24 protein-coding genes and 1 tRNA gene are annotated in these 24778 nt (G+C 43.2%); 7 read left to right on the top strand and 18 right to left on the bottom strand.

Translation table 11 applies throughout. The annotated features are described in order from the left end of the window. Positions 1-14: 14 nt before the first annotated feature. On the bottom strand, positions 15-704 hold the full coding sequence (locus tag TM7x_RS00285) for a hypothetical protein (protein WP_138074051.1): 690 nt from the start codon (positions 702-704) through the stop codon (positions 15-17). Between the two features lie 44 nt (positions 705-748). On the opposite strand from TM7x_RS00285, the gene TM7x_RS00280 reads away from it, so the two are divergent. Continuing rightward, on the top strand, positions 749-1336 hold the full coding sequence (locus TM7x_RS00280) for an AAA family ATPase (RefSeq protein ID WP_039326760.1): 588 nt from the start codon (positions 749-751) through the stop codon (positions 1334-1336). Here TM7x_RS00280 and rpoD read toward each other — a convergent pair whose 3' ends face one another. Together rpoD and dnaG are read right to left on the bottom strand one after the other, a co-directional pair. Further along, positions 1337-2296: an RNA polymerase sigma factor RpoD gene (gene rpoD / locus TM7x_RS00275; RefSeq protein WP_052198767.1), complete on the bottom strand. Its 960-nt coding sequence runs from the start codon at positions 2294-2296 to the stop codon at positions 1337-1339. Beyond that, positions 2293-4026: a DNA primase gene (dnaG, locus tag TM7x_RS00270; RefSeq protein ID WP_052198766.1), complete on the bottom strand. Its 1734-nt coding sequence runs from the start codon at positions 4024-4026 to the stop codon at positions 2293-2295. Before dnaG ends, rpoD begins: the two co-directional genes overlap by 4 nt. A gap of 53 nt (positions 4027-4079) precedes the next feature. On the opposite strand from dnaG, the gene TM7x_RS00265 reads away from it, so the two are divergent. Beyond that, positions 4080-4691, top strand: coding sequence for a hypothetical protein (locus TM7x_RS00265; RefSeq protein ID WP_039326758.1), 612 nt, complete (start codon positions 4080-4082; stop codon positions 4689-4691). On the opposite strand, the gene TM7x_RS00260 is transcribed toward TM7x_RS00265, so the two are convergent. The 10 genes from TM7x_RS00260 to TM7x_RS00220 all read right to left on the bottom strand — a co-directional run bounded on the left by TM7x_RS00260 (position 4688) and on the right by TM7x_RS00220 (position 14654). Further along, entirely contained in the window at positions 4688-5026 is a 339-nt protein-coding gene (locus TM7x_RS00260) for an MmcQ/YjbR family DNA-binding protein (protein WP_039326756.1), read from the bottom strand. The two genes, TM7x_RS00265 and TM7x_RS00260, sit on opposite strands and share 4 nt — an antisense overlap. Then, positions 5023-5574, bottom strand: coding sequence for an oligoribonuclease (gene orn, locus TM7x_RS00255; protein WP_039326752.1), 552 nt, complete (start codon positions 5572-5574; stop codon positions 5023-5025). Before orn ends, TM7x_RS00260 begins: the two co-directional genes overlap by 4 nt. Positions 5575-5593: 19 nt before the next feature. After that, positions 5594-8140 (bottom strand): helicase-related protein, encoded by a 2547-nt coding sequence (locus tag TM7x_RS00250; RefSeq protein WP_039326750.1) that lies wholly within the window; start codon positions 8138-8140, stop codon positions 5594-5596. Between the two features lie 63 nt (positions 8141-8203). Continuing rightward, positions 8204-8638 carry an MscL family protein gene (locus tag TM7x_RS03750; protein WP_052198765.1) on the bottom strand — a complete coding sequence of 145 codons (435 nt, stop codon included), beginning with the start codon at positions 8636-8638 and terminating at the stop codon, positions 8204-8206. A 54-nt stretch (positions 8639-8692) separates the two neighbouring features. Beyond that, positions 8693-10324: an arginine--tRNA ligase gene (argS, locus tag TM7x_RS00240; protein ID WP_039326748.1), complete on the bottom strand. Its 1632-nt coding sequence runs from the start codon at positions 10322-10324 to the stop codon at positions 8693-8695. 50 nt (positions 10325-10374) lie between these two features. Next, entirely contained in the window at positions 10375-10533 is a 159-nt protein-coding gene (locus TM7x_RS04105; RefSeq protein WP_158386482.1) for a hypothetical protein, read from the bottom strand. Between the two features lie 85 nt (positions 10534-10618). Further along, on the bottom strand, positions 10619-10792 hold the full coding sequence (locus TM7x_RS04100; RefSeq protein WP_158386480.1) for a hypothetical protein: 174 nt from the start codon (positions 10790-10792) through the stop codon (positions 10619-10621). 57 nt (positions 10793-10849) lie between these two features. Continuing rightward, positions 10850-11245 (bottom strand): pyridoxamine 5'-phosphate oxidase family protein, encoded by a 396-nt coding sequence (locus TM7x_RS00230; protein ID WP_039326743.1) that lies wholly within the window; start codon positions 11243-11245, stop codon positions 10850-10852. A gap of 15 nt (positions 11246-11260) precedes the next feature. Then, complete coding sequence (locus tag TM7x_RS00225) at positions 11261-12238, bottom strand: ribonucleotide-diphosphate reductase subunit beta (RefSeq protein WP_039327939.1); 978 nt, start codon at positions 12236-12238, stop codon at positions 11261-11263. 13 nt (positions 12239-12251) lie between these two features. Beyond that, the gene (locus tag TM7x_RS00220; protein ID WP_173401749.1) at positions 12252-14654 is read right to left on the bottom strand and encodes a ribonucleoside-diphosphate reductase subunit alpha; all 2403 of its coding nucleotides are present in this window, start codon (positions 14652-14654) and stop codon (positions 12252-12254) included. 553 nt (positions 14655-15207) lie between these two features. Between TM7x_RS00220 and TM7x_RS00215 the strand changes: the two genes are divergently transcribed. Further along, on the top strand, positions 15208-16119 hold the full coding sequence (locus TM7x_RS00215) for a hypothetical protein (RefSeq protein WP_039326741.1): 912 nt from the start codon (positions 15208-15210) through the stop codon (positions 16117-16119). Between the two features lie 108 nt (positions 16120-16227). Here TM7x_RS00215 and TM7x_RS00210 read toward each other — a convergent pair. Continuing rightward, positions 16228-16317: transfer RNA gene (locus TM7x_RS00210), tRNA-Ser, on the bottom strand. A 77-nt stretch (positions 16318-16394) separates the two neighbouring features. On the opposite strand from TM7x_RS00210, the gene TM7x_RS00205 reads away from it, so the two are divergent. Beyond that, a complete protein-coding gene (locus tag TM7x_RS00205; protein ID WP_052198764.1) occupies positions 16395-17189 on the top strand; it encodes an ABC transporter ATP-binding protein in 795 nt (264 codons plus the stop codon). Next, complete coding sequence (locus TM7x_RS00200; protein WP_039326739.1) at positions 17186-18397, top strand: ABC transporter permease; 1212 nt, start codon at positions 17186-17188, stop codon at positions 18395-18397. The genes TM7x_RS00205 and TM7x_RS00200 overlap by 4 nt, the downstream gene beginning before the upstream one ends. Here the strand turns inward: TM7x_RS00200 and TM7x_RS00195 are convergent. Then, the gene (locus TM7x_RS00195; protein WP_039326737.1) at positions 18394-19434 is read right to left on the bottom strand and encodes a bifunctional phosphoglucose/phosphomannose isomerase; all 1041 of its coding nucleotides are present in this window, start codon (positions 19432-19434) and stop codon (positions 18394-18396) included. The two genes, TM7x_RS00200 and TM7x_RS00195, sit on opposite strands and share 4 nt — an antisense overlap. A 77-nt stretch (positions 19435-19511) precedes the next feature. On the opposite strand from TM7x_RS00195, the gene TM7x_RS00190 reads away from it, so the two are divergent. After that, positions 19512-20018 (top strand): hypothetical protein, encoded by a 507-nt coding sequence (locus TM7x_RS00190; RefSeq protein WP_039326735.1) that lies wholly within the window; start codon positions 19512-19514, stop codon positions 20016-20018. A 63-nt stretch (positions 20019-20081) separates the two neighbouring features. Here TM7x_RS00190 and groL read toward each other — a convergent pair whose 3' ends face one another. Then, entirely contained in the window at positions 20082-21725 is a 1644-nt protein-coding gene (gene groL / locus TM7x_RS00185; RefSeq protein WP_039327934.1) for a chaperonin GroEL, read from the bottom strand. Between the two features lie 19 nt (positions 21726-21744). After that, complete coding sequence (locus TM7x_RS00180) at positions 21745-22011, bottom strand: co-chaperone GroES (RefSeq protein WP_039327932.1); 267 nt, start codon at positions 22009-22011, stop codon at positions 21745-21747. A 106-nt stretch (positions 22012-22117) separates the two neighbouring features. Between TM7x_RS00180 and TM7x_RS00175 the strand changes: the two genes are divergently transcribed. Then, positions 22118-23395 (top strand): Mur ligase family protein, encoded by a 1278-nt coding sequence (locus TM7x_RS00175; protein ID WP_039326733.1) that lies wholly within the window; start codon positions 22118-22120, stop codon positions 23393-23395. 81 nt (positions 23396-23476) lie between these two features. Here TM7x_RS00175 and TM7x_RS00170 read toward each other — a convergent pair whose 3' ends face one another. Further along, a complete protein-coding gene (locus TM7x_RS00170) occupies positions 23477-24775 on the bottom strand; it encodes a UDP-N-acetylmuramoyl-L-alanyl-D-glutamate--2,6-diaminopimelate ligase (RefSeq protein WP_158386478.1) in 1299 nt (432 codons plus the stop codon). Positions 24776-24778 lie beyond the last annotated feature (3 nt).

Here is a 24778-nt window from a genome sequence, read left to right as displayed (position 1 = left end):
TTCTATTGTAGCATTTAAGCCGCTATTGCCAGATCTCTAATTGATGCATCACCAAGTTTTCGTTGTATTCTCCCATACTTATCATAAATCTCCCCAAACCTTTTTGCAGCACTGAAAGAATAATTACCCAATTTTCTCTGCATTTTCTCATATCTCTCATAGCTTCTTCTAAGGTCTTCCATGGCACTGTAGGAGTTATTGTCGTGTTTTGTCCACCGCCTATACGTCTCCCACCGATCTCTTTCATTGTTGGAGAGGAGGCAATGCCCGGTTCTCTCGTCACTCATCTGTATATTTAAGACTTCTGCATCGCCAAAATTATCAAATCCGACAGAAAATTTATAAATCGGCTCACCTAAGGTGGGAGTAACCTCAAGATCATCTATGAAAACATAATTAAACTTATCTTTATCGTCTGGCATCTTATATATCTGATAACAATCCCCAGACTTCCAAATCATCCACACCTGACCATACTGATCAATAACCGGTTTGTTAACAAATCTTTTCCATGCTTTACTGCCATCTGGATTAAGATCAAATTTCGATTCTAATTCCTCAACTTGGTCTAGTATATTATCCCATTGAGTCTCTTCTTTACGATATTCTATTAAACGGCCCCAGATATCAGGATCAGAAAGTGAATTCTGAGATAAATCTTCAGTATGATTATGAAACGTTTCCATAATACTTACCCTAAACATACGCTTTATTTGGAAGAATGTCAACAAGTTGCTAGAATTGGTCTATGACACAACCACATGCAAGAATTATCGCCCTGGTTGGACTAGCGGGTAGCGGTAAGAGTTCGGCTGTCGAGTATTTGACAGAAAAAGGATTTCCAAAAATTTATTTTGGCGGCGTTATTTATAAGGCCATGGACGAGGCCGGAATTGAAAAAACTTGGGACAATCAACAAAAATTCCGCGAAGAAATCCGCCAACGCGAAGGTAAAGACTTTGTAATTAAGCGCGTTATAAAAAATGTTCGTGATTTAATTAACGCTGGACAAAATAAAATCGTCTTGGACGGGTTATATACGTGGAGTGAATATAAAATTATCAAACATGAATTTCCTGGCCAGGTGGTTGTTATCGCTATTGTTACCCCAAAACACCTCCGTTATCAACGTATGGTAAAACGCCCCGAACGCCCAATGCAGCCACACGAAGTTGATCAGCGAGATTGGTCGGAAATTGAAAATCTGGAAAAAGGCGGACCAATTGCCATTGCTGATTACTTTGTCATAAATGACGGCAACCTTGATCAATTACACCAAAAAATAGACGCCGTAACTCACGACGCCCATTTCTGTAAATCACCCGAGCAGTGCTAATTAATCCAAGTACTCGTAAAGTTTTTTCGCATCTTTGTGCTTGCGAAGTTTTGCTAGTGCCTTAGCCTCAATTTGGCGGATTCGTTCACGTGTTACGGCAAATTCCTGACCAACTTCTTCCAAAGTGTGGTTTTTACCATTGTCCAGACCAAAGCGCATTCGAACAATTTTCTGCTCACGGTCGCTCAGGCTTGATAATATATCCTGAACTTGCTCTTTCAATAATTGGTTTGATGCTGAATCTTCTGGCGAAACCGTATCTTCATCAACGATAAAATCTTGCAGCACTGAGTCATCATCCTCACCGTCACGACCAACACCAGCATCCAGAGAAGAAATATCCTGCTTAATCTTAATGACGTATTCGATTTTCTCTGGCTCCATATCCAACTCTTTAGCCAGCTCGTCAATCGTCGGCTCACGATTCAATTCCTGTGTCATCCGTCGCTGCGTACGCAGCAATTTATTGATAGTTTCCACCATGTGAACTGGGATACGAATGGTACGCGCCTGATCAGCAATCGCCCGGGTAATCGCCTGACGAATCCACCAAGTCGCATAAGTTGAGAACTTAAATCCCTTATCTGGATCAAACTTCTCCACCGCGCGCAAGAGTCCAGTATTTCCCTCTTGAATCAAATCTAAAAAGTCCAAACCACGGCCCGAATATCGCTTGGCAATTGATACCACTAGGCGCATATTTGCCTCAGCCATCTTATCTTTAGCCTTCTTATCCCCTTCAATAATCCGGCGCGCCAAGTCCATTTCTTCTTCGGCGCTCAGTAGTGGAATTTTACCAATTTCCCTTAAATACAACCGCACCGAGTCATCTGACACGTCATCCAAATATTGACCAGTCGTCAACGAATCCAAATCTTCTGATTCTTCTTCGTCTATAAGCGTTGGATCAAAATCATCATCATTTAAATTTGTCGGCTTTGTCGTATTTTCGTCGCTCACATTTTCTCCTTAATCAGATTATTTAAGCTCTGGCGTAAATCCTGAGACAAAACCTCATCACCCGACGCCTCGGCCTCTCTAAGCTGTGTTAATAATTGATTCTTTTTGTTTTCGCGATGTTTTATTGTTATTTGCCTGACTAGCCGAGCCATTTCTTCATCCAAGCTTTTTTGCTCCCAATTGGCGTAACGACTTTCACTTTTCAACTGTACTATTTTCACATACTGTTCGATTTTTTGCAAGTCCAGCGGAACTTCGCTTAATTCTAAGTCTGGGTTTTTTCGCAGATAGCCAATCAATTGCCGCGCACTGTCGCCGTCCAACATCTCACCAGAAATCACCGCCAGCCAACGTCGCACAGACTTTTCGCTCGCCGCCAGCCCTGCCAATATATCCTCGGTCTCATCTTGAACTGGCTGTGGTTTTTCTTTATCAACTTTAGTCTTTTTCAATTGGTGCTCGGCAACTTTTTCATTCGACAATTTTGCCTTCAAAGCAGTAATTGACGCGCCAGTTTTCTCAGAAATCACCGACAAATAATGCTCCTGCTCTACCGGGTCTTTCAGACTTCTGACAATTCTCAAAGCAATCGTTGAGAAACGGCGCTTACCTTCTGCTGATTTCAAATTTTCCATTTCCGCATATCTGGCAATTACCCAGTCCACCGCCGGCTGGGATTTATCAATTGCCATCTGCCACAAGTTTGGATCTTTTTGGATTAACTCGTCTGGATCTTTAACACCATCAGGCAAACTCACTACCTCCAATTCCATACCAACTTCCTGCGCCAGATTAATCGCCCGCTCCGTTGCATTCACCCCCGCCCGATCGCCATCGAAAGCCAAGCGAATCCGCCCCGCCAGCCGACTTAACGATTTCAAATGCTGAATCGTCATCGCCGTACCGGAAGTTGCCACCACGTTTTTTATGCCCGCCTGATGACTACTAATCACATCCAGATTTCCCTCGACAATAACCGCAGTATCATTCTTACGAATCGCCTCTTTAGCCTGCGACAATCCAAAAATATAACGCGACTTATCAAACAATAAAGTCTGCGGCGTGTTTAGGTACTTTGGCGCGCGCGGATCATCCCGAATAATCCGACCAGTAAAACCAACCACTTCGCCACTACCATCACTCAGCACCACCATCATCCGTCCGCGGAATAAATCTCCGCCAAAACGATTTGTTAATCCAGCATCAGACAACTCACGTTTTGAAAACCCTTTTTTCTCTAGCGCTTTTGTTAGCGCATCACCCTTATCTGGTGCGTATCCAATCAGAAAATCACCAATTGTCTGTCGATTTAATCGTCGTTTTTTTACTACATAGTCCAGCGCCACCGAATTTTTTACCAAATTTTGCTGATAGAAATTAGCGGCCAATTTAAGCGCTTCTCTAGCCCTGGCCCGTCGCTTGGAAGTTCGCCCATCGCCATTAGAAAATAATGTCAAATCCACACCTGCTTTACGCGCCAAATGCTCCAGAGCTTGCCGAAAATCCATCCCCTCAACCATCATCACAAAGGTGAAAATGTCGCCGCCCTTGCCAGAAGAAAAATCATGCCAAATCTGCTTCTCTGGACTTACCATGAAACTCGGTGTTCGCTCGTCTGTAAACGGACTAAGACCCTTTAGATTACGACCTGCTCGTTTCAGATGAACATACTCACCAATTACATCCTCGATGTTCAGCCGCGCTCGTACTTCTTCTTTGGCATTATTCATGTTTTTATTATATCACCCTTTACCTCTGTTATTGTTTGTGCTTAAATAGAAACATGTATCCTGACAATTTGGACAACCAATCACAAGGTATCGATTATCTAAATCAAATTGCCACACCTCCACCAGCAGAAGGTTTTGATAAAAAAACCAAAATAATCATGGCTGTTCTCAGTCTAATCGGAATATTAACCATCATTGCAATTTTTATTTTTTCGCAAAATTCCATGCCAAAAACCACTCCAGCCCAAGTTGCTGCACGGGTCAATAAACTACTGACTATTTCTCAGAAATACAATAACAAATTCCGATCAACCGAACTTCAAACCACTAATAGTTCTTTAATTTCCGTCCTAACTACCGCTGAAGCATCAATGAGCGATCCACTTCAGGCGGCGGGCATTAGTTACAAAGAGAAGAAGAAAGATATTCTCGCCCTAGACCCTTCGGATAAACTGGAGGAAAAACTAGATGAAGCCAACCTGAATACGCAGCTGGACGTTACTTATGCACACGAAATGAATGTCCAAATAACAGACACAATTGCCATGATGTCGAAAGTATATAAATCGACCAAATCAAAAACTATGCGTCAATGGCTGGAAAAAACTGCTACGGATTTGGAAAATATCCAAAAGCAAATTAATCATATAATTAAATCAAGCTAAGCTTCTGCAACTAATTGGTAGCTTAATCGCGCCAGGTCAAATATCTCTTCGTCACTCAACTGCCCTGAGCAGATGATGGTGTTCCAGTGCTTTTTGTTCAAATGATAGCCCGGCAATACTGTTTCGTATTTTTCCCGCAAGTTCTGCGCCAGCAATGGGTCACACTTCAAACTCACCCGCAGCGGATTTGAGCCCTCAGCCACCAGCGCCACCATCTTCCCTGCGCCATCATTACTCTTGCCAAATTTATACACCGCTATATCCTCGCCAAACGGATAGTCCAGCCATACACCAGGCAAACTAAGAATAAACTCTTCAAATTGTTTATGGGTCATGGCTTCACCTTCTTTAGATAATATTTTAATTCCATGATACTGCCGCGAATATCCTCCAGCGCCCGATGCTCTTCTGGTTTGGCAAATTTCTTGCCATATTTGCCTTCAAACACCACCTTCCAAGCACTGACGTCCAACATCCGATAATGTAGTCTTTTTGACAACATAGGCCACCACTGATCAATAAACCGCCGATCTTGGTGAATCGAATTGCCACCCAATAAAATCCGTGGCTCATCCGCAAAATGCTCATAGCAAAATACCAATAATTCTTGCTCAACCATTACTAATGGCTTACCGTCTTCGTTCTGTTCCTCCAAACCACGCCGTGCTTCTGGATGCTCATTCCAAAAACTGGCGTTTCGGTCCAGCAGCTTACCCAATTTTGCTGGGTCATGCTGCACCACGCCCTCATACGTCGCAATTTCCGTAAAATCCCAATCCGTAGCAATTGCCGCCACTTCCAAAATCTCATCATGCACTGGATCCAACCCGGTCATCTCCAGATCCATCCACAAAATCTTTTTTGGCTTAAAAGTTGCTTTCATATTATCTATTATACACTCGTCATCCATTTATCTGACTATAAAAAACTTCCTGCTGCTCGCTCGTTAATACCTCTTGCACCACAGCCCAAACCTTAGCCTCTGCTTCATGGACATTGTGACTATTTACCGCAGACCCGTCTAGGACCTGATGCAATTGACCCTTGGTGATAACTCGCTGATGTTGTAAATCAAACAATACTCTTACTTGTTTATTAGCCTTGTTTTTCATTGCGTCCACTATCAGCGCAATTTGCTCATCTGTTGTGGCGGGGATTTTTTGCTGCCGCTCTGGACCAAGTATCAGCGAGCCAACTTTCGGCTGCGCCACACGAATTAAATCACCATTAGGAGCAACTCTGTCACCAAGGGATTCAGACACAGCGCTACTACTCAAGGCTTGAGCAACTTGATTCTTGGTTACTGATAAAATTGTGTTGAGTGTGTATCTACGACCATCATGCGTATCATACCACCACGGTAAAGCCAGCACTAACGTCAACGCCTCCGAGCCCATACGTCGTACTAAGCTGTGCGAACTAATTTCATAGTCAGAAATACCACGTTCGCCAGTGTAAATGTTGGTGTATTGGTTGACCGTTGTTCGTCCAATGCGCCGACTACCAGCTTTAGCATACAATAATTCCTGAAACCCGCACACCAAAGCTACTGATATATTATGTTTTTCCTCGCTGTTTAATTCACCCATGTCGATATCTTTTGGATTAACCAACAGACGCCGACATATTTTACTAAATTGATAGTGAATATTGTCCGCCTTATTGGGATCAATACCATTAGTCAAGTAGACGTCATTGTCAGTACGACAGCCGTCATAAATCTCTCTGGTTTTCAAAAAAGCATCGTATTCGGCAAAAAAGTCATCTGTTGTATCGGGGCTGACAAATTCCTGGAACAATTCCTTTGGTTGATGCCAGGCGGCAAAGCCACCACCCGAGACGGAGGCTGCCATGGCCGATAATGCCAACACTTCACGTAAGCTTCCCCCATTCTTAATCATTTCTGCTAATGCCCGAGACAACTCTGGTGACAATGGCAAATTATCCATAAACTCACCAATTTTTGTGATCTGCCCCTCTCCATCAATTGCTTCCAGGGTTTCCAGCAAATCGTACGACTCTTGAATAACTTTTTTACTAGCAACAGGATGCATCAGGTATCGGTTCAGATCCTCAAAATCACCATTCAGATGGATAGCCGACAAAACGTTGCGCACAATATTCGTGTGATATATCTCCGGTGGAATATGCTGTTCACGGGACGCAATATCATAAAATCCTTTTAGCTCATCTGGCAAATAAATCTTATCGTAAGATATCGGACGAGCCAATACAAACTTAGCGCCATCAATATCACGACCGCCCCGCCCCGCCTGCTGCATCAGCTCTGCTTGAGTACACAATCGAGGTGGCAACCCCTCCGTGCCCTCTTCACCAATTTCTTTACTCTTCGTCAGTCCATTTGACAGCACCAAATCAACCTCGGGGATGGTGATACCAGACTGTCCAGCCGAGGTCGAAACGATGACAAACGACTCATCTTCTACTGGTTTGGCAGTAAAAATCTCTCGGCGCGCAGCTTCTGATATGCCAGAATGTAGTTTGAAGAATCGTATTTTCCTGGGTTGATGGCGGGCGTGGCGTTTGATTGACGCAATGGTCTCATCAATACTCCTCACACCTTCAACAAAGATTAGTGATTTTTTCGAGTCCTTACCATATTCAAGGTAGGCTTCGGATACGGTATTCACCTTATCTTCTTCAATATCAATATCATGCGGCCGACCCTCGATGGTTACGACTGGCAATGCTGATTCGTTGATGCCTTCGTACATCGCCTGAGAAACTTCCGTATCAGGCGTGGCGCTGGAAAAAGCCATATACCATTTGTCGGTATTCTCTATCGATTTTGCCGCCAGAGCGGTAGCAAATTCCATCTCCAAATTGGCTTCATGTATTTCATCAACCAAGATAAGCGTCTTCTCGTCCTGCCAGTCGCTAGAAAATTGTTCCAGCTTTTTTGTAAAGGTTGCCGCTGTCATGAAACAGAGCCTGGTGTCCGGCGTTGCCTCAGTAGCACGTCCATGAATCTTTCCCACCAGGTGATCAGGATATTGCTTACCCAACTGTCCACGCAAACTCTGCTCGACATACTCAGTAACATTATCGACAATCACCCGCCGCGGCATCAACACCACAACACGATCAAACCGCTCAAGTGCATACTGAGCGGTTTGTGTCGTTTTACCACTACCTGTCGGTCCACACAACCAAGATATTTTGTTCTCTGAAAGTGTATCTAATATCTCTGCTTTATGCTTATACGCAGGCAATTCTTTGTCGCCAAGATCATAGCCAGCGAAAGAAGTTTCTGGTAGCTTACTATACCGTTTCCGTAATTCTTCAAGGCGTTGTCGCCTCTGTTCAGGTGATTCACCATAACAATACGACGACCGCCAAGGACCTTCAATATTTCGACTCAACAAATGGCTACTACTACGCTCTTTTGGCCTAGGTAAATAACCCGCCCTCCGGACTCCATCTTTCACGCTACACTCTCCTTTATACTCACATTGTAGATAGGAGAGTGTAAAATAGCAAACGTAAGCGTTTTAGTCTTTTTTCTTGTCTAATTTATCAAGTTTCAAAAAGTGAACAATTGCATAGACCACAAAGGCAACTGCCAACAAGGTGATCAATGAGCTGATAAATGCTCCGTACAAAAATTCACCCCGACGTCCAGCAAATTCAACAGTAAAAGATGCTGCCTGGAGACCCTGTTGTGATCCAACGATTAACTGCACAAGTGGGTCGATGAACGCTGTGACCAATTTCTTGACTGTATCACCAGCCGCAGTACCAATCGCCAAACCGACAGCCAGGCCAACGACACCCTGCTCGCGAATAAACATCATAAAGCCACCACCATGGCTTTTTACCGCGCCTACTTTTTCTTTCAACACTGCTACGCTTGGTTTTTTAATGATTGACTTTTTGGTTGTAGTTTTTTTGACTGCCACTTTCTTGGCTACTTTTTTCTCTGCCATATAGCTCCTTTACATTAAGTAACGCCTTGATTGTACCATACTATTACGGGATGGTTACAATCTCTCTGGTGCTACAATACCCAAAACGGTTAATCCCGCCTTCAAAATATCAGCATACACCGCCACCAGACCGACACGATGCACTTCTTTATCGCTGCCGACAACTTGATTTTTCTCGTAGTAACGATTGAACTCCTGTGCCAACTCAAACAGGTAGGCACAGATATGATGCGGCTCCAAGCTCTCGGTGGCACGGTTAACCGCCTCCGTATATTCACTCAATTTCCTGACTAACAGCCGGTCTTCGTCGAACAATTCTGTCGGGAACGTGGCTGCTTGTTCAGACTTTGCCAAAATCCCGCGCGCCCGAGCGTGTGCGTATTGCAGATAGCTACCGGTGTTACCCGTCAGGCTTACAGCTTCATTTATATCAAATATGACGTCGCCACCGATCTTCACCTTCAAGAATTGATAACGAAGCGCGCCAGCAATCACGTCGTCAGTTGGTTCACCACCAGCATTTTCAATTGCCTTCTTAAACTCGTCAAACAGCCAGCCAATTGTAACAACCTCACCCGTTCGCGAGCTCATTTTTCCAGTTGTCAATTTAACCAGGCCAGTCACATAATTAAACAATTTACCTTTCAATTCTGGAATCGCCAATTCACTAGCCGCGATCACCCCACGGAAATACGCCGCCTGCTCTTCGCCGTTGACCGTAATCGATAGGTCCAGATTTGGATAATCTTGATGTTTCAACTGAATCAGCCCCATATCGTGCGCGCCGTATAGTCCGTTGCCGTGCGAACCGATGAACACATTATCAAACGTACCGTATTGGCTGCCTTTGAAGATATACGCACCATCAGACTTCGTAAAGACCTCTGGGGTTTTTGCTTTAATCAAGGCCTTGCCTGGCACTTCGGTTTCGCTCTCAACGTAGCGCCGCTCAATCGGCACATTACCCAGCCGTGCCACATTGGTATCAATTTCATCAAAACTCCAGGCTTTACAAATCTCATACACTTGCTTGTACAGCGGGTCGTCCAGCACAAACGATTGCTTGGCTAGCTCATCAATTTCTGCCCGCACCTCTGGCGATTCCTTAGCTGCCCGCGCCCCTTCAACATACATACGGCTCATAAACTCGTTGCGCTTGTCGGCCGGAATGGCATCTAGTTTGCTGACATCACCGTCAATTTCGCGAAGAATCGCCCACATGCTCTTGCCGACATGTGTGCCGACGTCGCCGTGGTAACTCACTCGGTGTACTGACGCACCATCCACCGCTAGCAAATTCGCCATCGTGTCCGCCAAAATCGCATTCAAAGCGTGACCAATATGCATGGCCTTAAACGGATTTGGGCAATTGGTTTCAATGACCACTGTTTGCCCTGAGCGATTGGTGGCCGGTCGCACTTTCAATAACTCAAGCACCGCTTGATCGCTTAACGTCACGTTGATAAAGCCTGGTCCAGCCACGCTCACCTCGCCCAGTTCCTCATGACCGCGCAACTCTTCCGCGATTGCCTCGGCAATCTCGCGCGGATTCTTACCCAGCGGCTTCGCTAGCTGCAGCGCCACATTCGTCGCAAAGTCACCAAACTTTGGATCAGGACGCGTCAACTGCACTGATACTTCTTGATCAAAAAGTTGCTTCACCGCCTGATAAATAATCTGTTCCATAACCTACAGTATACAACAGAGGTGGTTTATTATCTAGCTAAAGTAACTACTTACACCGCTTCGTCAAGTTCTTCCAACTCCAAACTCAGCTTCGTCACCGAACTTGGACTGGCGCCTTTCACATGTTGCAATACATATGCTAGCGCTGACATATCATCTCGACTTAATACACTTTCCGTGAGCCCATGAACGTCTTTTTCTTCAGCCATTTTATTCCTTTTTGTTTTAATTTTTATATAGTAAAATGATATCACATTATTTTTAATTTGTCAATGAAAAGCTTCCGAGAGTTTCTTATTCGCAACCGTCGCAGATAGTCAAACTTGCCGGATCAATTGGCGCAGCAACAGTACCATTTGCCTTTGCTTGATCATCGGCCACATCTTGAGCAGCTTTCAAGGCAGCATCAATAGCGCTCAATTTTTCTTCCAATGTCATATCATCAGTAATAATTTGACTTGCGTTCATTTTCATTTTCCCCTATATTTAGTAGTTACTTAACTAATTGTACGCTAGATATAGCGCTTATGCAATAAAGTGTAGCCAACTTCCTGTTGTGGTTTTTTCATCAAGTTTACCGATTGGTGCAATATATAATTGCGGATTCTGACAGCGTGGCATAAAGCTAGGCAATTTCTTCTTATAGGCCGCCATAGCCGCTTCTTTTTCAGATTCTGACAATTCAGTTACATTAGTTTTTAAGAAAACTGCCCGCTTTTGATCATCCCAAACCACAAATTCTGCCTTGCCGCTGCGAAATGCGTTTACTGAATGTCGCGCAGTCGGTTCTGATATCCAAATTATTGAATCGTCCAGTCGTGCAAAATGTATTGGCGTCACCAGTGGTGTCCTATCAGCATTAACAGTAGCCAGGGCGCCAACTTCAACAGTATCTAATATTTCTTTTGCCAGTTCGTTCATAAAATTACATCCTTATTACTTCGTGGTATTAACTTCATAGCTAGTATTTGTACTCTCAAAGAAGTTTACCAATTCCAACGTGTCATTAGCGGCCGCCATCCATTTAGCTGGATTTGGCACATTATACTCTGGCTCAAAGCCCAATTCTTGCAAACGACGGTCCGTCATATGCATGACATATTGATTGACATAATCAGCGTTCAAGCCCAAAATGCCCTTTGGTAGCATATCTTTGTTATAAGCTTTTTCAAGCTCTACCGCCTGCAAAATCAAGCCACGGATTTCTTCTGCAAATTCCTGTGTTTGCAATTCTGGATTCTCGTCCAAAATCGTCAAAAGCAAATTGATACCAAACGTCAAATGAAGATTTTCATCGCGAGTAATCCAGTCCAGTAGTGAGCCAACATTGCGCAACAAATTACGCTGACGGAAACTCATGCCAACCATAAAGCCCGAATAGAACCAAATTCCCTCCAGCACAATGTTATATGCCACCAATGAACGAACAAAGTCCTTCTTACCTTCCAGCGAATAAATATCCAAATTCGGATCAAGCATCACATCCAAATGCTTATTCTGGAAGTCAGCCTTATCTGCCAATGATTTTTTACCAAAGCCCGCAGCGTAAATCTCCTCGCGATCAAACGGAAATGTCTCAATAATGTATTCAAACGTCATGAAGTGATTAGCTTCTTCCCACATCTGTTTTGACAAGTATAGTTGAGCTTCCGCCGCGTTCACATATGGATAAATACCGAACGCTAACGATTTATTGATCAATAACTCGTTTGGGTTCAAATAACTAATAACTGTTTTCAATGCGTGCTTTTCATCATCTGACAATTTTTCAAAATCTGCCAAATCTTGAACTAATTGAACTTCATTTGGAAACCACGTGTTAGCCACTGCTTGATTATAAAGATCATATGCCCAAGGGTAACGAATTGGGTGAAGTGACAAACCGTCACGCAGACCTGAACCTAAAATTCCCATCTTAATTTCCTCCTTATTTATTAATTTTCGCAAATCCAAATCCGCGCACTTTACTATTTGTGCGGACTTTTTGTTCTGCAATTTTATCAACTGAAACTGTTGTCTGCTCCGACTGGTGACGCGGCTTAACGTGCAGATAATATGTCGTTTTCAAGCCACGCTTCCACGCTTCCGAATAAATCTTCACATATTCATCAATGTCTCGCGTCTCCAGGTACATATTTCGAGAAATCGCTTGATCGACCCACTTCTGAGCCCTAGCCGCCACCTCAATAAACGCGTACGGACTAAGCTGGAAACTTGTTTTATAGACATCCTTGATGTTTTGCGGAATACCATCAATATCTTGAATATCGCCCTGCGCCGCAAAAATCTCATCCTTCAAATTGTCCCACAGACCAAGCTTCTTCAAATCGCGAACTAAATTATGGTTCACTTCCAGAAACTTACCGTTCAAAGTCGAACGACTGAAAATCTGTGCAAATTGCGGATCAATTCCAGGAGTCGTTCCCGCCACATGCCCAATATTAGCCGTTGGCGCAATTGCCATAATAGTCGCATTTCGCATTCCCTTCTTCACCTTCTTTCGCAAGCTATCCCAGTCCAGTCGTGTCTTTTGGTCTATTTTCACCTTCACGCCGCGATCTTTAGATAACTTATCAACCGTATCAATCGGCAACAATCCCTTACTCCAGCCACTGCCGGTAAATGTTGGATAACTACCCAACTCCGCCGCCAAATCAGCTGACTGATCAATGGCATGATAGCTAATAAATTCCGTCAATTGATCAATTAAATCGTAAGCCTCTTTTGATTCATAGCAATAGCCCAATTTTTCCAGCACGTCAGAAAATCCCATCATACCCAAACCAATTGCTCGCGTCTGCTGATTAGAGTGCATTGCTTCTGGAATTGGAGTTTGAGTAATATCACACAAATTGTCCAATTGTCGCACCGCCGCACGAGCCGCTTCTTTCAATCGATCCCAGTCCCAAGTTTTATCCTCGCTCAGAAATGCCGATAAATTGATACTCACCAAATTACAGGTTGCAATATTGTTTTTATCCTGCGGCAAGGTAATCTCCGTACACAAGTTACTGAGATGAATTGTACCGGTATTATTATTCAGCGCCCGCACGTTAATTGTATCTTTCCAAGTCAACCACGGATGCGATGTTGCTTGTAGGCTGGTCAAAATACGCTTAAATTGCTGACGAGCCGATACCTTATCGAACGTACGCAATTTCCCATCTTCTGCCATCTTTACATATTCTTTATATCGTGCCGAGAAATCTTCACCATATAATTCCGTCAAGTCTGGAGTTTCCGCAGGGTCAAACAAATACCAATCTTGGTCTTTCTCTACTCTCTTCATAAATTCATCAGAGATAAAGACTGCCGTATTAGCAAACCTGGTTCTTAGATACGGGTCGCCAGAGTTTTGGCGAAGATCGACAAATTGGTCAAAATTCAAATGCCAGTTCTCTATGTAAATCGCAGCCGCACCGGCTTTCTTACCTTTACGAGAAACTGCAAACAGCGCCGTATCAATCATCTTCATAAACGGAATCGGACCGGTTGATTCGGTGTTGGTGGTTTTAACTGGACTGCCCGCTGCACGTAGCTTTGTAAAACCAATACCAATACCACCAGTACCTTTGGCAATCCACATCGTGTCACGCACCGCCTTAGCAATTGATTCCATATCGTCGTCAACATTAAGCAAGAAACAGTTACTGAGCTGCGGGAAGGAGCCGCCAGCATTAACTCGCGTTGAGCCGCCCGGAACATACTCCAGATTGCTCATGTGATTATAAAACTCAATCGCTGCAGCAGTCGGATCAGTCTCGTTGTAGCTAAGCCCCATAGCAATACGCATATGAGTGAATTGCGGCGTTTCAATTGGTGAACCGTTTTGCCTACGAAGAGCATAACGATTTTTATTGGTCACCACACCCAAATATTTACTTAAATCATCTCTTGCTGGATCAAGTTCCGCTGCCAACTTTTTCAAATCAAACCGGCCATCTGCCATTCGCTTGTCTAACAGTCCATCTTTAACCGCAGCCTTAATAAACTTAGGAAATTCACGAGCGTGAAGCTTCTTCAATTCTGCTGCTGTTTCATAATCACCTAGAATCTGCTTATAGACCGTTTTAAGCAGTAAACGTGCCGCAATCTTATCATAATCTGGATCATCCTTAACATTCTGTAAAACCGTCTGAATCACTGCCTCATCTAACTGTTCAGTGGTAATCCCGTCAAATAAGGTCAATTGCAATTCGGTTGCCACCTGAACAACTTTAGAAATTTGATCCGGCAAGCCATCACAGGCTTTCAAAATAGCTGTGTTAATTTTATTAGCATCAAATGGCTCTTTTGTGCCATCACGCTTAATCACGTTAATTTCTTTCACATACCCTCCTTAATTTACCCCGCCAAAACAGACCACCAGCACCTCATCTGGTAGCCCATCTTAATAGCTTGTGTTTTTGTTTATTTATGGGCTCGCTATACATATAGCGTACAACACTAACTATAGCCGCTATATCTAGTGTTTTGCAAGTAATTTGGTAAAAATTACAACCTATTTTTACTATAATCAGATACCGTATGAAATTTATATCAATCTGCAACGTCACTTATTTTCTGGACAAGCTTATTACTCATCTACCCGAAAACCATGATTAGCCTACATATGCGACACATATTCTGGAGATTCTTGGTATCCACAAAAACAAATTCCCGCTATTCACATCGCAATATCTCTGGCTGATACAATTTCTCTTGGATATTTTAAATGTTCGCTCAAAGTCAAATTTAAAACATTACCGTCACAATTGTTAGTTAGGATTTTTGCAATTGATTCTACTCTCATGTTCTGGTTTGTCATGGCGTAGGTAATTATGATATAGAAAGCCGTCGACACCAGATTGTTGCCAGCTCACTATCTACCATATAATATAAGTATGCCTGTGGTATCAGATATTAATAAAGAATATTTCGGCGAAGATAAAAAGAAAACCTATATAAAAGATGACTTCGCTGAAACACTTCGTGCTGCTATCCAACGTGAAGTAATTCTTCATGTCCTCGTGGAAGTTTCAAAAGCACGACATAGCGAAGAAGAGCATGAAAACGGTAGCGTATCATTTGGTGATTTTGATCCAGACAATGCGGGTCTCTTAATGAATATATTTGAAACCCATGAAAAAGGATTTATGCTGGATATTCGCCAGTTATTAACGCCAAGAGAAACTGGTGCTGGCGGAAAATTTATAAAAGATATCCAAGTGCTAAAGGTAGAAGATTTTATAGATTTCTATAAAAATAGCAAACGCATACCGCCCATATTACTGGGTGACTGGATAAACACCCGCACTAAAAATAAATCTATAAAGGGCGTAGACTTTATAGACAACAACCATGCAAAAATCAAGCGGGCAGTTAATTATCTAGTAGAAAAAGCTCGAATATTTCAGAGTGAAGGATACTACAATAAAATAGTTAACGAGTATCAGGCACTAGAGTTTCACAAGGACCGTCAACCAGAAAAATATGATGTCTACGAAGAGTCCTCAGATCTTTCCTATATCATTATAAAAAAGACTACAAGAAGTCGTAAATCAAAAGTCAAGACCAGTATTATATCTGATTGTCTAAATGATTTTGCAGAAACCGTAATGGCCTACCAAGATCTGATAGCCAACAATACGAGCTTTTTTAATTCAGATTGGCCACTAGACGTCTATATAGAAAGAACTTTTGCTTTATTTTATAAAGAAATTCCCAATGACATCAAGAAAAAAGTTGTTCAAGATACAACTAAATATCTTCGGAGATCTATAGAAATTGTTGGCTGGAATCATAAAAATAACTAAGATAATCAAAGAAGCTGTCTTCTTATCTTTTTAATAACATCAGGTAAAACAATATCTACTGCACGAATAAAATATTAGATAAATTCAAACACACTAGAGACTCCTCCGTGGCGGAAGGAGAGGGATTCGAACCCTCGAACAGATTGCTCCGTTACACGCGTTCCAGGCGTGCCAGTTCAACCACTCCTGCACCCTTCCTTGTTGATAATTATACCACAATTTTATTATCACTTATGGTTGCACTTATCAATACCTATTCTTATAATGAAGAAAAGATGAAAGAAGCAATTCCACCACGCATTAGGCTTGTTAATGTCACCAAAAAATTTGGCTTTGGCGATGCTGAAATTCGCGCCTTAGATAACGTTAATTTAACCGTTAAAAAAGGTGAGTTTATTGCTATTATGGGCCCAAGCGGCTGCGGCAAGACCACCCTCTTAAATACCCTCGGTCTATTAGACCAGCCATCCGAAGGAGAATACTACCTAGATGACGTTGCCGTAGATAACCTAAATTCACGACGACGCGCTAAAATTCGCTCCAAACACATTGGCTTTGTTTTTCAAAATTTTAACCTAATTCCTCGATTAACTGTCATCGAAAACGTAGCACTACCCTTGACTTACAAGGGGCTAGGAAAAGTTAAACGTCTACAAGAGGCTAGTCGTATCCTAAAAACCTTTCACCTAGGCCAGCGTGAATACTACATGCCACATCAATTATCCGGCGGTCAAGTCCAGCGTGTAGCAATTGCCAGGGCACTAGTTAATAGCCCATCAATTATCCTTGCCGACGAGCCAACAGGTAACCTTGATAGTAAATCAAGTCACCTTATCATGGAAGAGCTATCAGACCTGCATCGTCGTGGTAATACCATAATTATGGTTACTCATAACCCAGAACTGATCCATTACGCCAGCCGCGTCATCACTATGCTGGACGGTAAAATTGATACTGATGAGCATAAAGAAAAGCGTAAATTCACTAAGAAACTTATTGAAGATGATGAAAAAGAAGATAAGTATAGGAATAAAAAATCTTCGACTAAAAAGAAGGCAAAAAAATCATGAAAATATTGATAAGAAATCATTTTGAGAGCGCCACTCAAGCACTGAAGGCTAATCGTGGACGTACCTTTTTAACAGTCATGGGTGTGACGATTGGTATTGCCAGTATTACCATGGTTCTGTCCTTAACTAGTGGCATTAATCAACTATTCGGTGGTACCACTAAACATTCCAGTGAGCCTGTTGCTATAGTTAAGTCTGGCAATAAAAAAGATGTCACTAATCTACTAACAGAATCAGATAACGCAACCACTGTTAATACTCTGACCGAGAAAGATTCTAAGGATATTAGTAAAATAACCAATACAAAAGCCGCACCTATTGCCTTTTTACATACTGAACTACGCGCCCGTGATGGTAAAATTGATACTCAAAACGCCACGCTAATTGGCAGCACGGAGTCTCTTAAAGATGTCACTAATCTGCAAATTGCTCATGGAGAATTTATCAACGAAGTAGGCGGAGTTGTAGTTGGTCAACAGCTATCAATTGATTTATTCGGCACCGAGAAATCTATTGGTAATGTTATTTTTATCCGCAATCAACCCCTAACGGTTGTCGGTGTATTAAAAAATATCGAAAATCCAGTTAGTTACCTGGATATAGATTTTAATAATGCCGCCATTACACCTCTTTCGGTGGTTAAAAAATTCACACAAGGAACGCCGCAAATTCAGCAAATTGTCATGACCACCAATAGCCATCAAGATCTTGGATCAGCCATAGCATCTGCTAATAATATCCTGAAGAAAAACCACGATAGCGACAAAAATTATCGAATTGTTTCTGGCGATGAAATCAATGAGAAGAAATCTAACCTAGCAAAGTTTATCTCAATAATCCTCACAGTTATCGGTATCATCTCTCTATTAATCGGCGGAGTTGGTATTATGAACGTAATGTTAGTCAACGTTGCCGAACGTCAGCGAGAAGTTGGCGTTAGGCGAGCAGTTGGCGCTACAGGTTGGGACATTATCAACCAATTCTTAATCGAAGCAGCCATCATTGGACTACTAGGCGGTATATTTGGCTACGGATTAGGAATCACTGGAGTTTATTTAGTAAGCTTATATCTTCCTCTCACGCCATACATATATTGGCAAACAGCCGTCTTATCAATTGGACTTTCGTTGATTATTGGTGTAATTTCTGGTGTCTATCCAGCAGCCCGCGCCACCAAACGAGACCCAATTGAATCACTAAGATATTAACTTAACTCAGCCTTTAACTTTTCAATTAGATGGACTGGCCCCGGATTAACGCCATTGAGAATTGCTGTATAAATACTAGCTGCATCAGCCAATACTAATCCCCATAATAATTGTTGCATCAGCGTCCTTCCCTGGAGTTCCAGTACGTGCGCTTTTGGTCGCTTGCCGCTCAACAGACGGTCGCTTAATTCCATCCGTTCGCGGATCCTAGCTTGCTCCAAATTACTACGAATATCAAAGACCGTAAACGGTTTTTCTACTGGATGTGACGACCAGCCAATAAACTCGTTATGGTTAAACTCTGGATACTGATTAGAGAACGCCAAATTCTTTGCTGATTCATTCCAACTAATCTTCCATTTGTAAGCCAGCGGCCAAGTTAATTCACCACCAAAAATAACTAACGTTTTACCAATTGTCATTTTAGCAATCTGCTTAGCTAGATTATTTTTCTCTGGCACTGCAGGCGTCCAATGAGAAATTTCACCCTCCAGCCAGTCAGCACTATCCGCCACCTGATTATATAAATCGCCGTCAATCACCCAAAAATACTGTAATAATTTCAATAGCCCTCGCAAATGATAAACAGTCGACATGCGTGGCTGAGTGCCCGCTGGAATCTGAGCGTACGTGATATTGTCGTTATTTGCTCGCTTAATCAATTCTCCGCCAGTTGACATTACTGCTAAGCAAGATTTTTTATCTAATGCTTGCTGATAACAACTCAATGTTTCTTCGGTATTACCTGAATGACTAACCGCAATAACCAGCGTTTCTTCACCAACAAAACCCGGCAAATCATAGCCCTTTACTACTTCTAGTGGAAGATGCAACCAACCTGCAGTTAATACTCGGACCATATCTGCCGCCAGCGCTGATCCACCCATTCCAGCAATTACAATATTCTTAAAATCACGTCGCTGATTTGACCCCTCGTGAACTACTACTTCGTAGCGTGCTTGTTCCGGAATGTTCAAAACACCACTAAGCACATCTCCTGGATCATACTGTTTTATCACATTTATGTCATCTAACATCTTGCACTCCTCAATTCACTCATGCTATAGTATAACATAATAAGCTTAAACAATTTAACATATAAGGTGGGTTATAAATGGATTCTCGAGCTAATCAATCAATCAGTGACGACCAGGAGTTAGCTAAGGTATTAGCTGGTGTGTCACAAGACACAGATAATAATTTACAATTTGAAGAAACAAATAATATAGTTACTCCAACGGTTAATCCTGCAACTATTTCACCAGACCCTGTTACTACAGATGAAGACAATAGCCAGCCTGTAGTTGAGCCTTCTGTAAATCCAGTAGCTGTAAATCCAACACCAACGATATCCACGGATTCATCACACCCAACTACAGACCCTACGCTTGACAGCATTAAGCAGACTGCTTTAAATGAACTTCGTCCGTTGGTTGATAAGCTTGATGTTTCACCAGAAGAAAAGTTTGACACTTACCTATTATTGTTGCGCTCTACTGATGATAAAAGCCTTATTGCACCAGCACACGATGCGGCTATAGCTATTGCCGACGAAGCTCGTCGCGCTCAAGCCTTGCTGGATATCATTAAAGAGATTGATTATCTTTCAAATCCCCGCTAGTTAATTCCTCCAATAAAAAATCCCGCTGACTCTGGCGGGATTTTTATTACTAACAGAATGAACTTACATCATCCCCATACCCGGCATGCCGCCAGGCGCAGCTGGAGCTTCTGGCTCTGGCACGTCGACGACTAATGCGCCCATGGTCGCTGCGGTCGAAGCGATGGATACCGCGTTCTGCACCGCTTCCTTGGTGACACGCGCTGGGTCGATGACACCAGCTTTTTTGACATCCACCAATTCATTTTCGGGTTTCATGACATTAACACCAAAGCCAGCCTTGCCCGCCTCGACTTGCGCTAGTAGTGCGTCGGCGTTCAAACCAGCGTTACGCATAATCTGCAGGAATGGGTGCTTCAGGGCGTCCTTTAAAATCTGCCGGCCAGCCGCGATGCTGTCTGCACCAGTCACCTTCAGACCGCCAGCCAAATTAACCAAGGTTACGCCACCACCAGCGACGATACCCTCAGCCAAGGCTGCCTTAGTGGCTGCCACGGCGTCGTCCACGCGGAACTTCTTTTCGTCAATTTCTGTCTCGGTCGCACCGCCGACTTTGATAACGGCAACTTTGCCAGATAGCGCCGCCGCCCGCTTGTCGAATTGTTCTTTTTCGTATTCGCTGGAAGCATTGTCGGACAGTGCCTTGATCTGAGCGATCTGCTCCTTCACGGCTGATGGCTTGCCCGCGCCCTCAACGATGGTGGTTTCGTCTTTGCCGACAATCACCTTGCGTGCTGAGCCCAAGACCTCCAGGCCAGCATTCTCAAACGTCAAACCGTGATCTTCAGAAATCACCGTTGCGCCGGTCAGCACCGCGATGTCACGCAAAATCTCCTTGCGGCGGTCGCCAAAGCTTGGTGCCTTGACCGCCACGGTATTAAATACACCCTTGAGCTTGTTCAATACCAAAATGCTCAGCGCCTCGCCCTCAACTTCATCAGCGATTAGTACCACGTCCTTTTTACCAGATTGTGCTAATTTCTCTAGCATCGGCAGGAACTCTTGCACGCTGGAAATTTTCTTATCGGTAATCAAAATCGCTGGCTTTTCGTAAACCGCCTCTTGTCGACCAGTGTCGGTGACGAAGAACGGACTGACCCAGCCCTTATCTAGGCTGAAGCCCTCAACAACCTCGGCTTCCAGCTCCAAACCTTGGCCAGCTTCAACCGTCACCACGCCGTCTTTGCCAACTTTCTCGATGACACCAGCGATCAATTTGCCAATTTCCGCGTCACCCGCCGAAATGGTCGCTACCTCGGCCACGCGATCGGACTTACCCTCAATTGGCTCAGCTAATTTGTTCAGCTCTTTGACAATTTCCGCGCCAGCCTGCTCGATACCTTTGCGTAGCTCCATCGGGTTGTGCCCTGCCGCGATCAACCGGTTGGCCTCTTTCAAAATCGAATAGGTCAGCACCGTCACCGTCGTGGTACCGTCACCAGCCTGCTTGTTCAAGTTCTTGGCCGCTTGTTTAATCAAATCCGCACCAACCTTGTAGCCTAGCGTCTCATCGTCATTCTCTGGTAATTCAATTCCTTCCGCCACTGTCACGCCATCGTGCGTCACGGTTGGCCCGCCAAACCCCTTGGCAATCACCACATTGCGGCCCTTTGGCCCGTAGGTTACCTTAACTGCATTATACAGCGCCTCGGCGCCGCCCAACACGCGAGCGCGCGCATCGTCATCGTAAAAAACTTTTTTTGCCATAATAAAAACTCCCCTTTTCTCAAACAACCGTTGCTAAAATATCTTCCTCGCGGACAATCAAATATTCCGTACCGTCAATTTTCAAATCCGTGGTCGAATATTCCTTGTAGATAATTCGATCGCCAATCTTAACATTCTTAACATCGCCGCCAACTGCTTTAATTTCAGCAATTATTGGCTTTTCTTTAGCATTATCAGGCAAGTAAATTCCACTCGCCGTCTGCGTTTTTGCTTCTTCCCGCACCGCTACCACACGGTCGCCAAGAGGCTGAATAGGTACGCTCACAATATCCTCCATTTCGTTAACAATAAACCTATTGTAACGCACCAATTTGGCACTCGTCAAGCTTGAGTGCTAATTTTAATTACTATCAGTCTGATATAATATCCTCATGCAATTATTCAAACACCTCTTAGAAAAAATCCTTGGATCTTACGTTAAAAAATATTTTAAATCTCATTCCAATGTTAAATTAATCGCTGTGGTTGGTAGCGTCGGTAAAACCAGCGTCAAATCAGCAACTACCACCGTTTTATCGGAAAAGTTTATCGTTCGTCACAGCCGCGGCAACTTGAATACCACCTTAAGCGCACCTTTAGAAATTCTTGGTATTGACGGACCAAAAAACGTCAAATCGCCCCTAGATTGGCTAAAAGTCTTCTCCGCTGCCCGTTCTAGTATTAAAAATCCGCAATCGCCTGACATCATTATCCAAGAATGTGGCATTGATTGTCCGGGTGAAATGGCAACATTTATGCGCTACATTCAGCCTGATATCGCTATAATCACCTCTGTCGCACCAGAACATATGGAGTTTTTTAAAACAATTGACGTGGTGGCGCGCGAAGAATTGTCCATTAGTCAAGTTGCTAAAAAAACCATCTTCAATTTTCACGATATTGATAAAAAATATCACTCACTTATAATTGGCAAAAAAATAAGCTACGGCGATGAATCTGCCGATGTTCTCTTGCAAATTAAAGAAACTACTAGCGACGGCTACATTGCAACTTTACGGCACAATCAAGAAGAGTCTCGCAACATCAATATCTCCGTATTAGGCAAGCACAACATCCGCTCTATCACTGGCGCGGCAGCAGCAGGTCTAGCTTGCGGCATGAATATTGACGAAGTCGCAGCAGCCTTAACGAAAATTAAACCTGTCTCCGGTAGGATGAATATTCTACGCGGCACGCAAGGATGCACCCTACTAGACGACACCTATAACGCCAGTCCCGTTGCTATGGAAAATTCCCTAAAAACACTTTACTCTCTGGAAGCAAGTCGTAAAATTGCGGTTTTAGGCGACATGAATGAGCTTGGCGATTCCTCTAAGCTGGAGCATGAAAAAATTGGTAGACTGTGTGACCCCAAGCAATTAGACCTACTGATTACCGTCGGTAAATTAGCTAAAAAACACCTTGCACCAATTGCTGAAAAAAATGGTTGCAAGGTTTTGTCATTTGACAAATCACCAGAAGCTGGAGAGTTCTTAAAGAGTAAAGGAATTAAAGACACGACAATCCTTTTCAAGGGCTCACAGGGCGGCATATATCTCGAGGAAACTATTAAACCACTGCTCAATAACCCCGCTGACAGCCAAAAACTTGTCCGCCAATCAGAAACCTGGCTTAAAAAGAAACAGCAATTTTTCGATCAACCTTATTAGTTTTAATTAATTCACTATCCAATCGATAGACCGACAGATATCATTAACTGTTCATAAAAGCTTGATAAATAGTTGGCCGAATTATTTATTTTTCTCTATCCCGAGAACTTCTTTTACAACCGTCTTATCATTCCACGGAATTCGCTTACCGTTAACAATTCGATACTGCTCATGACCCATACCGGTAATTAGAACCGTATCGCCACGTACGGCTGATTTTAGTGCCTGATAAATCGCTTGTTTTCGATCAGCAATTTCCGTCATCTTATGAACCTTCTTTGTTCGCTCAATTCCCTGTCGAATCATTGCCCGAATATCATCTGGATTCTCACTATAGCTCTCTTCGTCTGTTAGAAAAATTCTATCCGCCAAATTAGCCGCCAGCTCTCCCATAATTGGTCGCTTTGTTTTATCTCGGTCACCACACGCGCCGAAGACTAAGAATAATCTCCCTTTAGCAATTCTCCGTGTCGTTTTTAACAATTTCTCCAATGCATCTGGCGTGTGCGCATAATCCACGATAATATCAATTCCGCGCTTATTATCCACTCGCTCAAAACGCCCTGGAATCGTCTCCAGATTTGCCACGCCTTCTTGAATATCTTCTAGCTTTATACCGAGCAAATACGCCAAAGACACTGCCGCTGACATATTAAGTACATTAAATTCACCAGGTAAATTAGTCGCCAACTCCAAATGGGTCTGATGGTCAATGAGCAAACTTGCTTCAGTGCCCTTTTTATAAAGCTTAATGTGTGTTATCCGAGCCTCGGCCTCCGGACTCACACCGTACGTCATCTTTTCGCCAGAAGCATTAAACTTATTGAAATATTCAAACCACTTATCATCGCGATTTAACACGATATATTTTGGCTGCTTTTCAAATAATTTAGCCTTTGCCTCTGCATACTCTTCCATTGTTTTATGGTAATCCAGGTGATCTTGAGTCAAGTTAGTCATCACCGCCGCCTCAATTGGCACGCCATCAAACTTATGCTGAGATAATGCATGGCTAGTCGCCTCTAAAATCACGTATTCGACACCTTCACGCTGAGCTGTCTGGAAAAAACTAAACAGCCTCGCTACAGTTGGGACAGTTGCATTCAAATCATTTATCTTCTCTTCACCAGCAATTTCAATCACTGCCGTCGTAAACAATGCCGTCTTAAAGCCAGCCTCTTTCAAAATTTCATTAATATAACAAGCAGTCGTAGTTTTCCCGTTCGTCCCTGTTACTGCAATAATTCTCAAGCCACGAGCTGGATTGCCATATCTTAGGCTAATCATCTTCGTCCGCGCAATCCGATAGGCATTTTCTGTTTTTTCCAAAGCTCCTTGAGGTAGCGTTTTTCTAGCAATTTTTACCAACTCGTTTTTCATAAT

The organism is Candidatus Nanosynbacter lyticus, assembly GCF_000803625.1.
GTDB lineage: Bacteria > Patescibacteriota > Saccharimonadia > Saccharimonadales > Saccharimonadaceae > Nanosynbacter > Nanosynbacter lyticus.
Note: the sequence above shows the minus strand (reverse complement) of the source record. Positions and strands in the feature narration are given on the sequence as shown.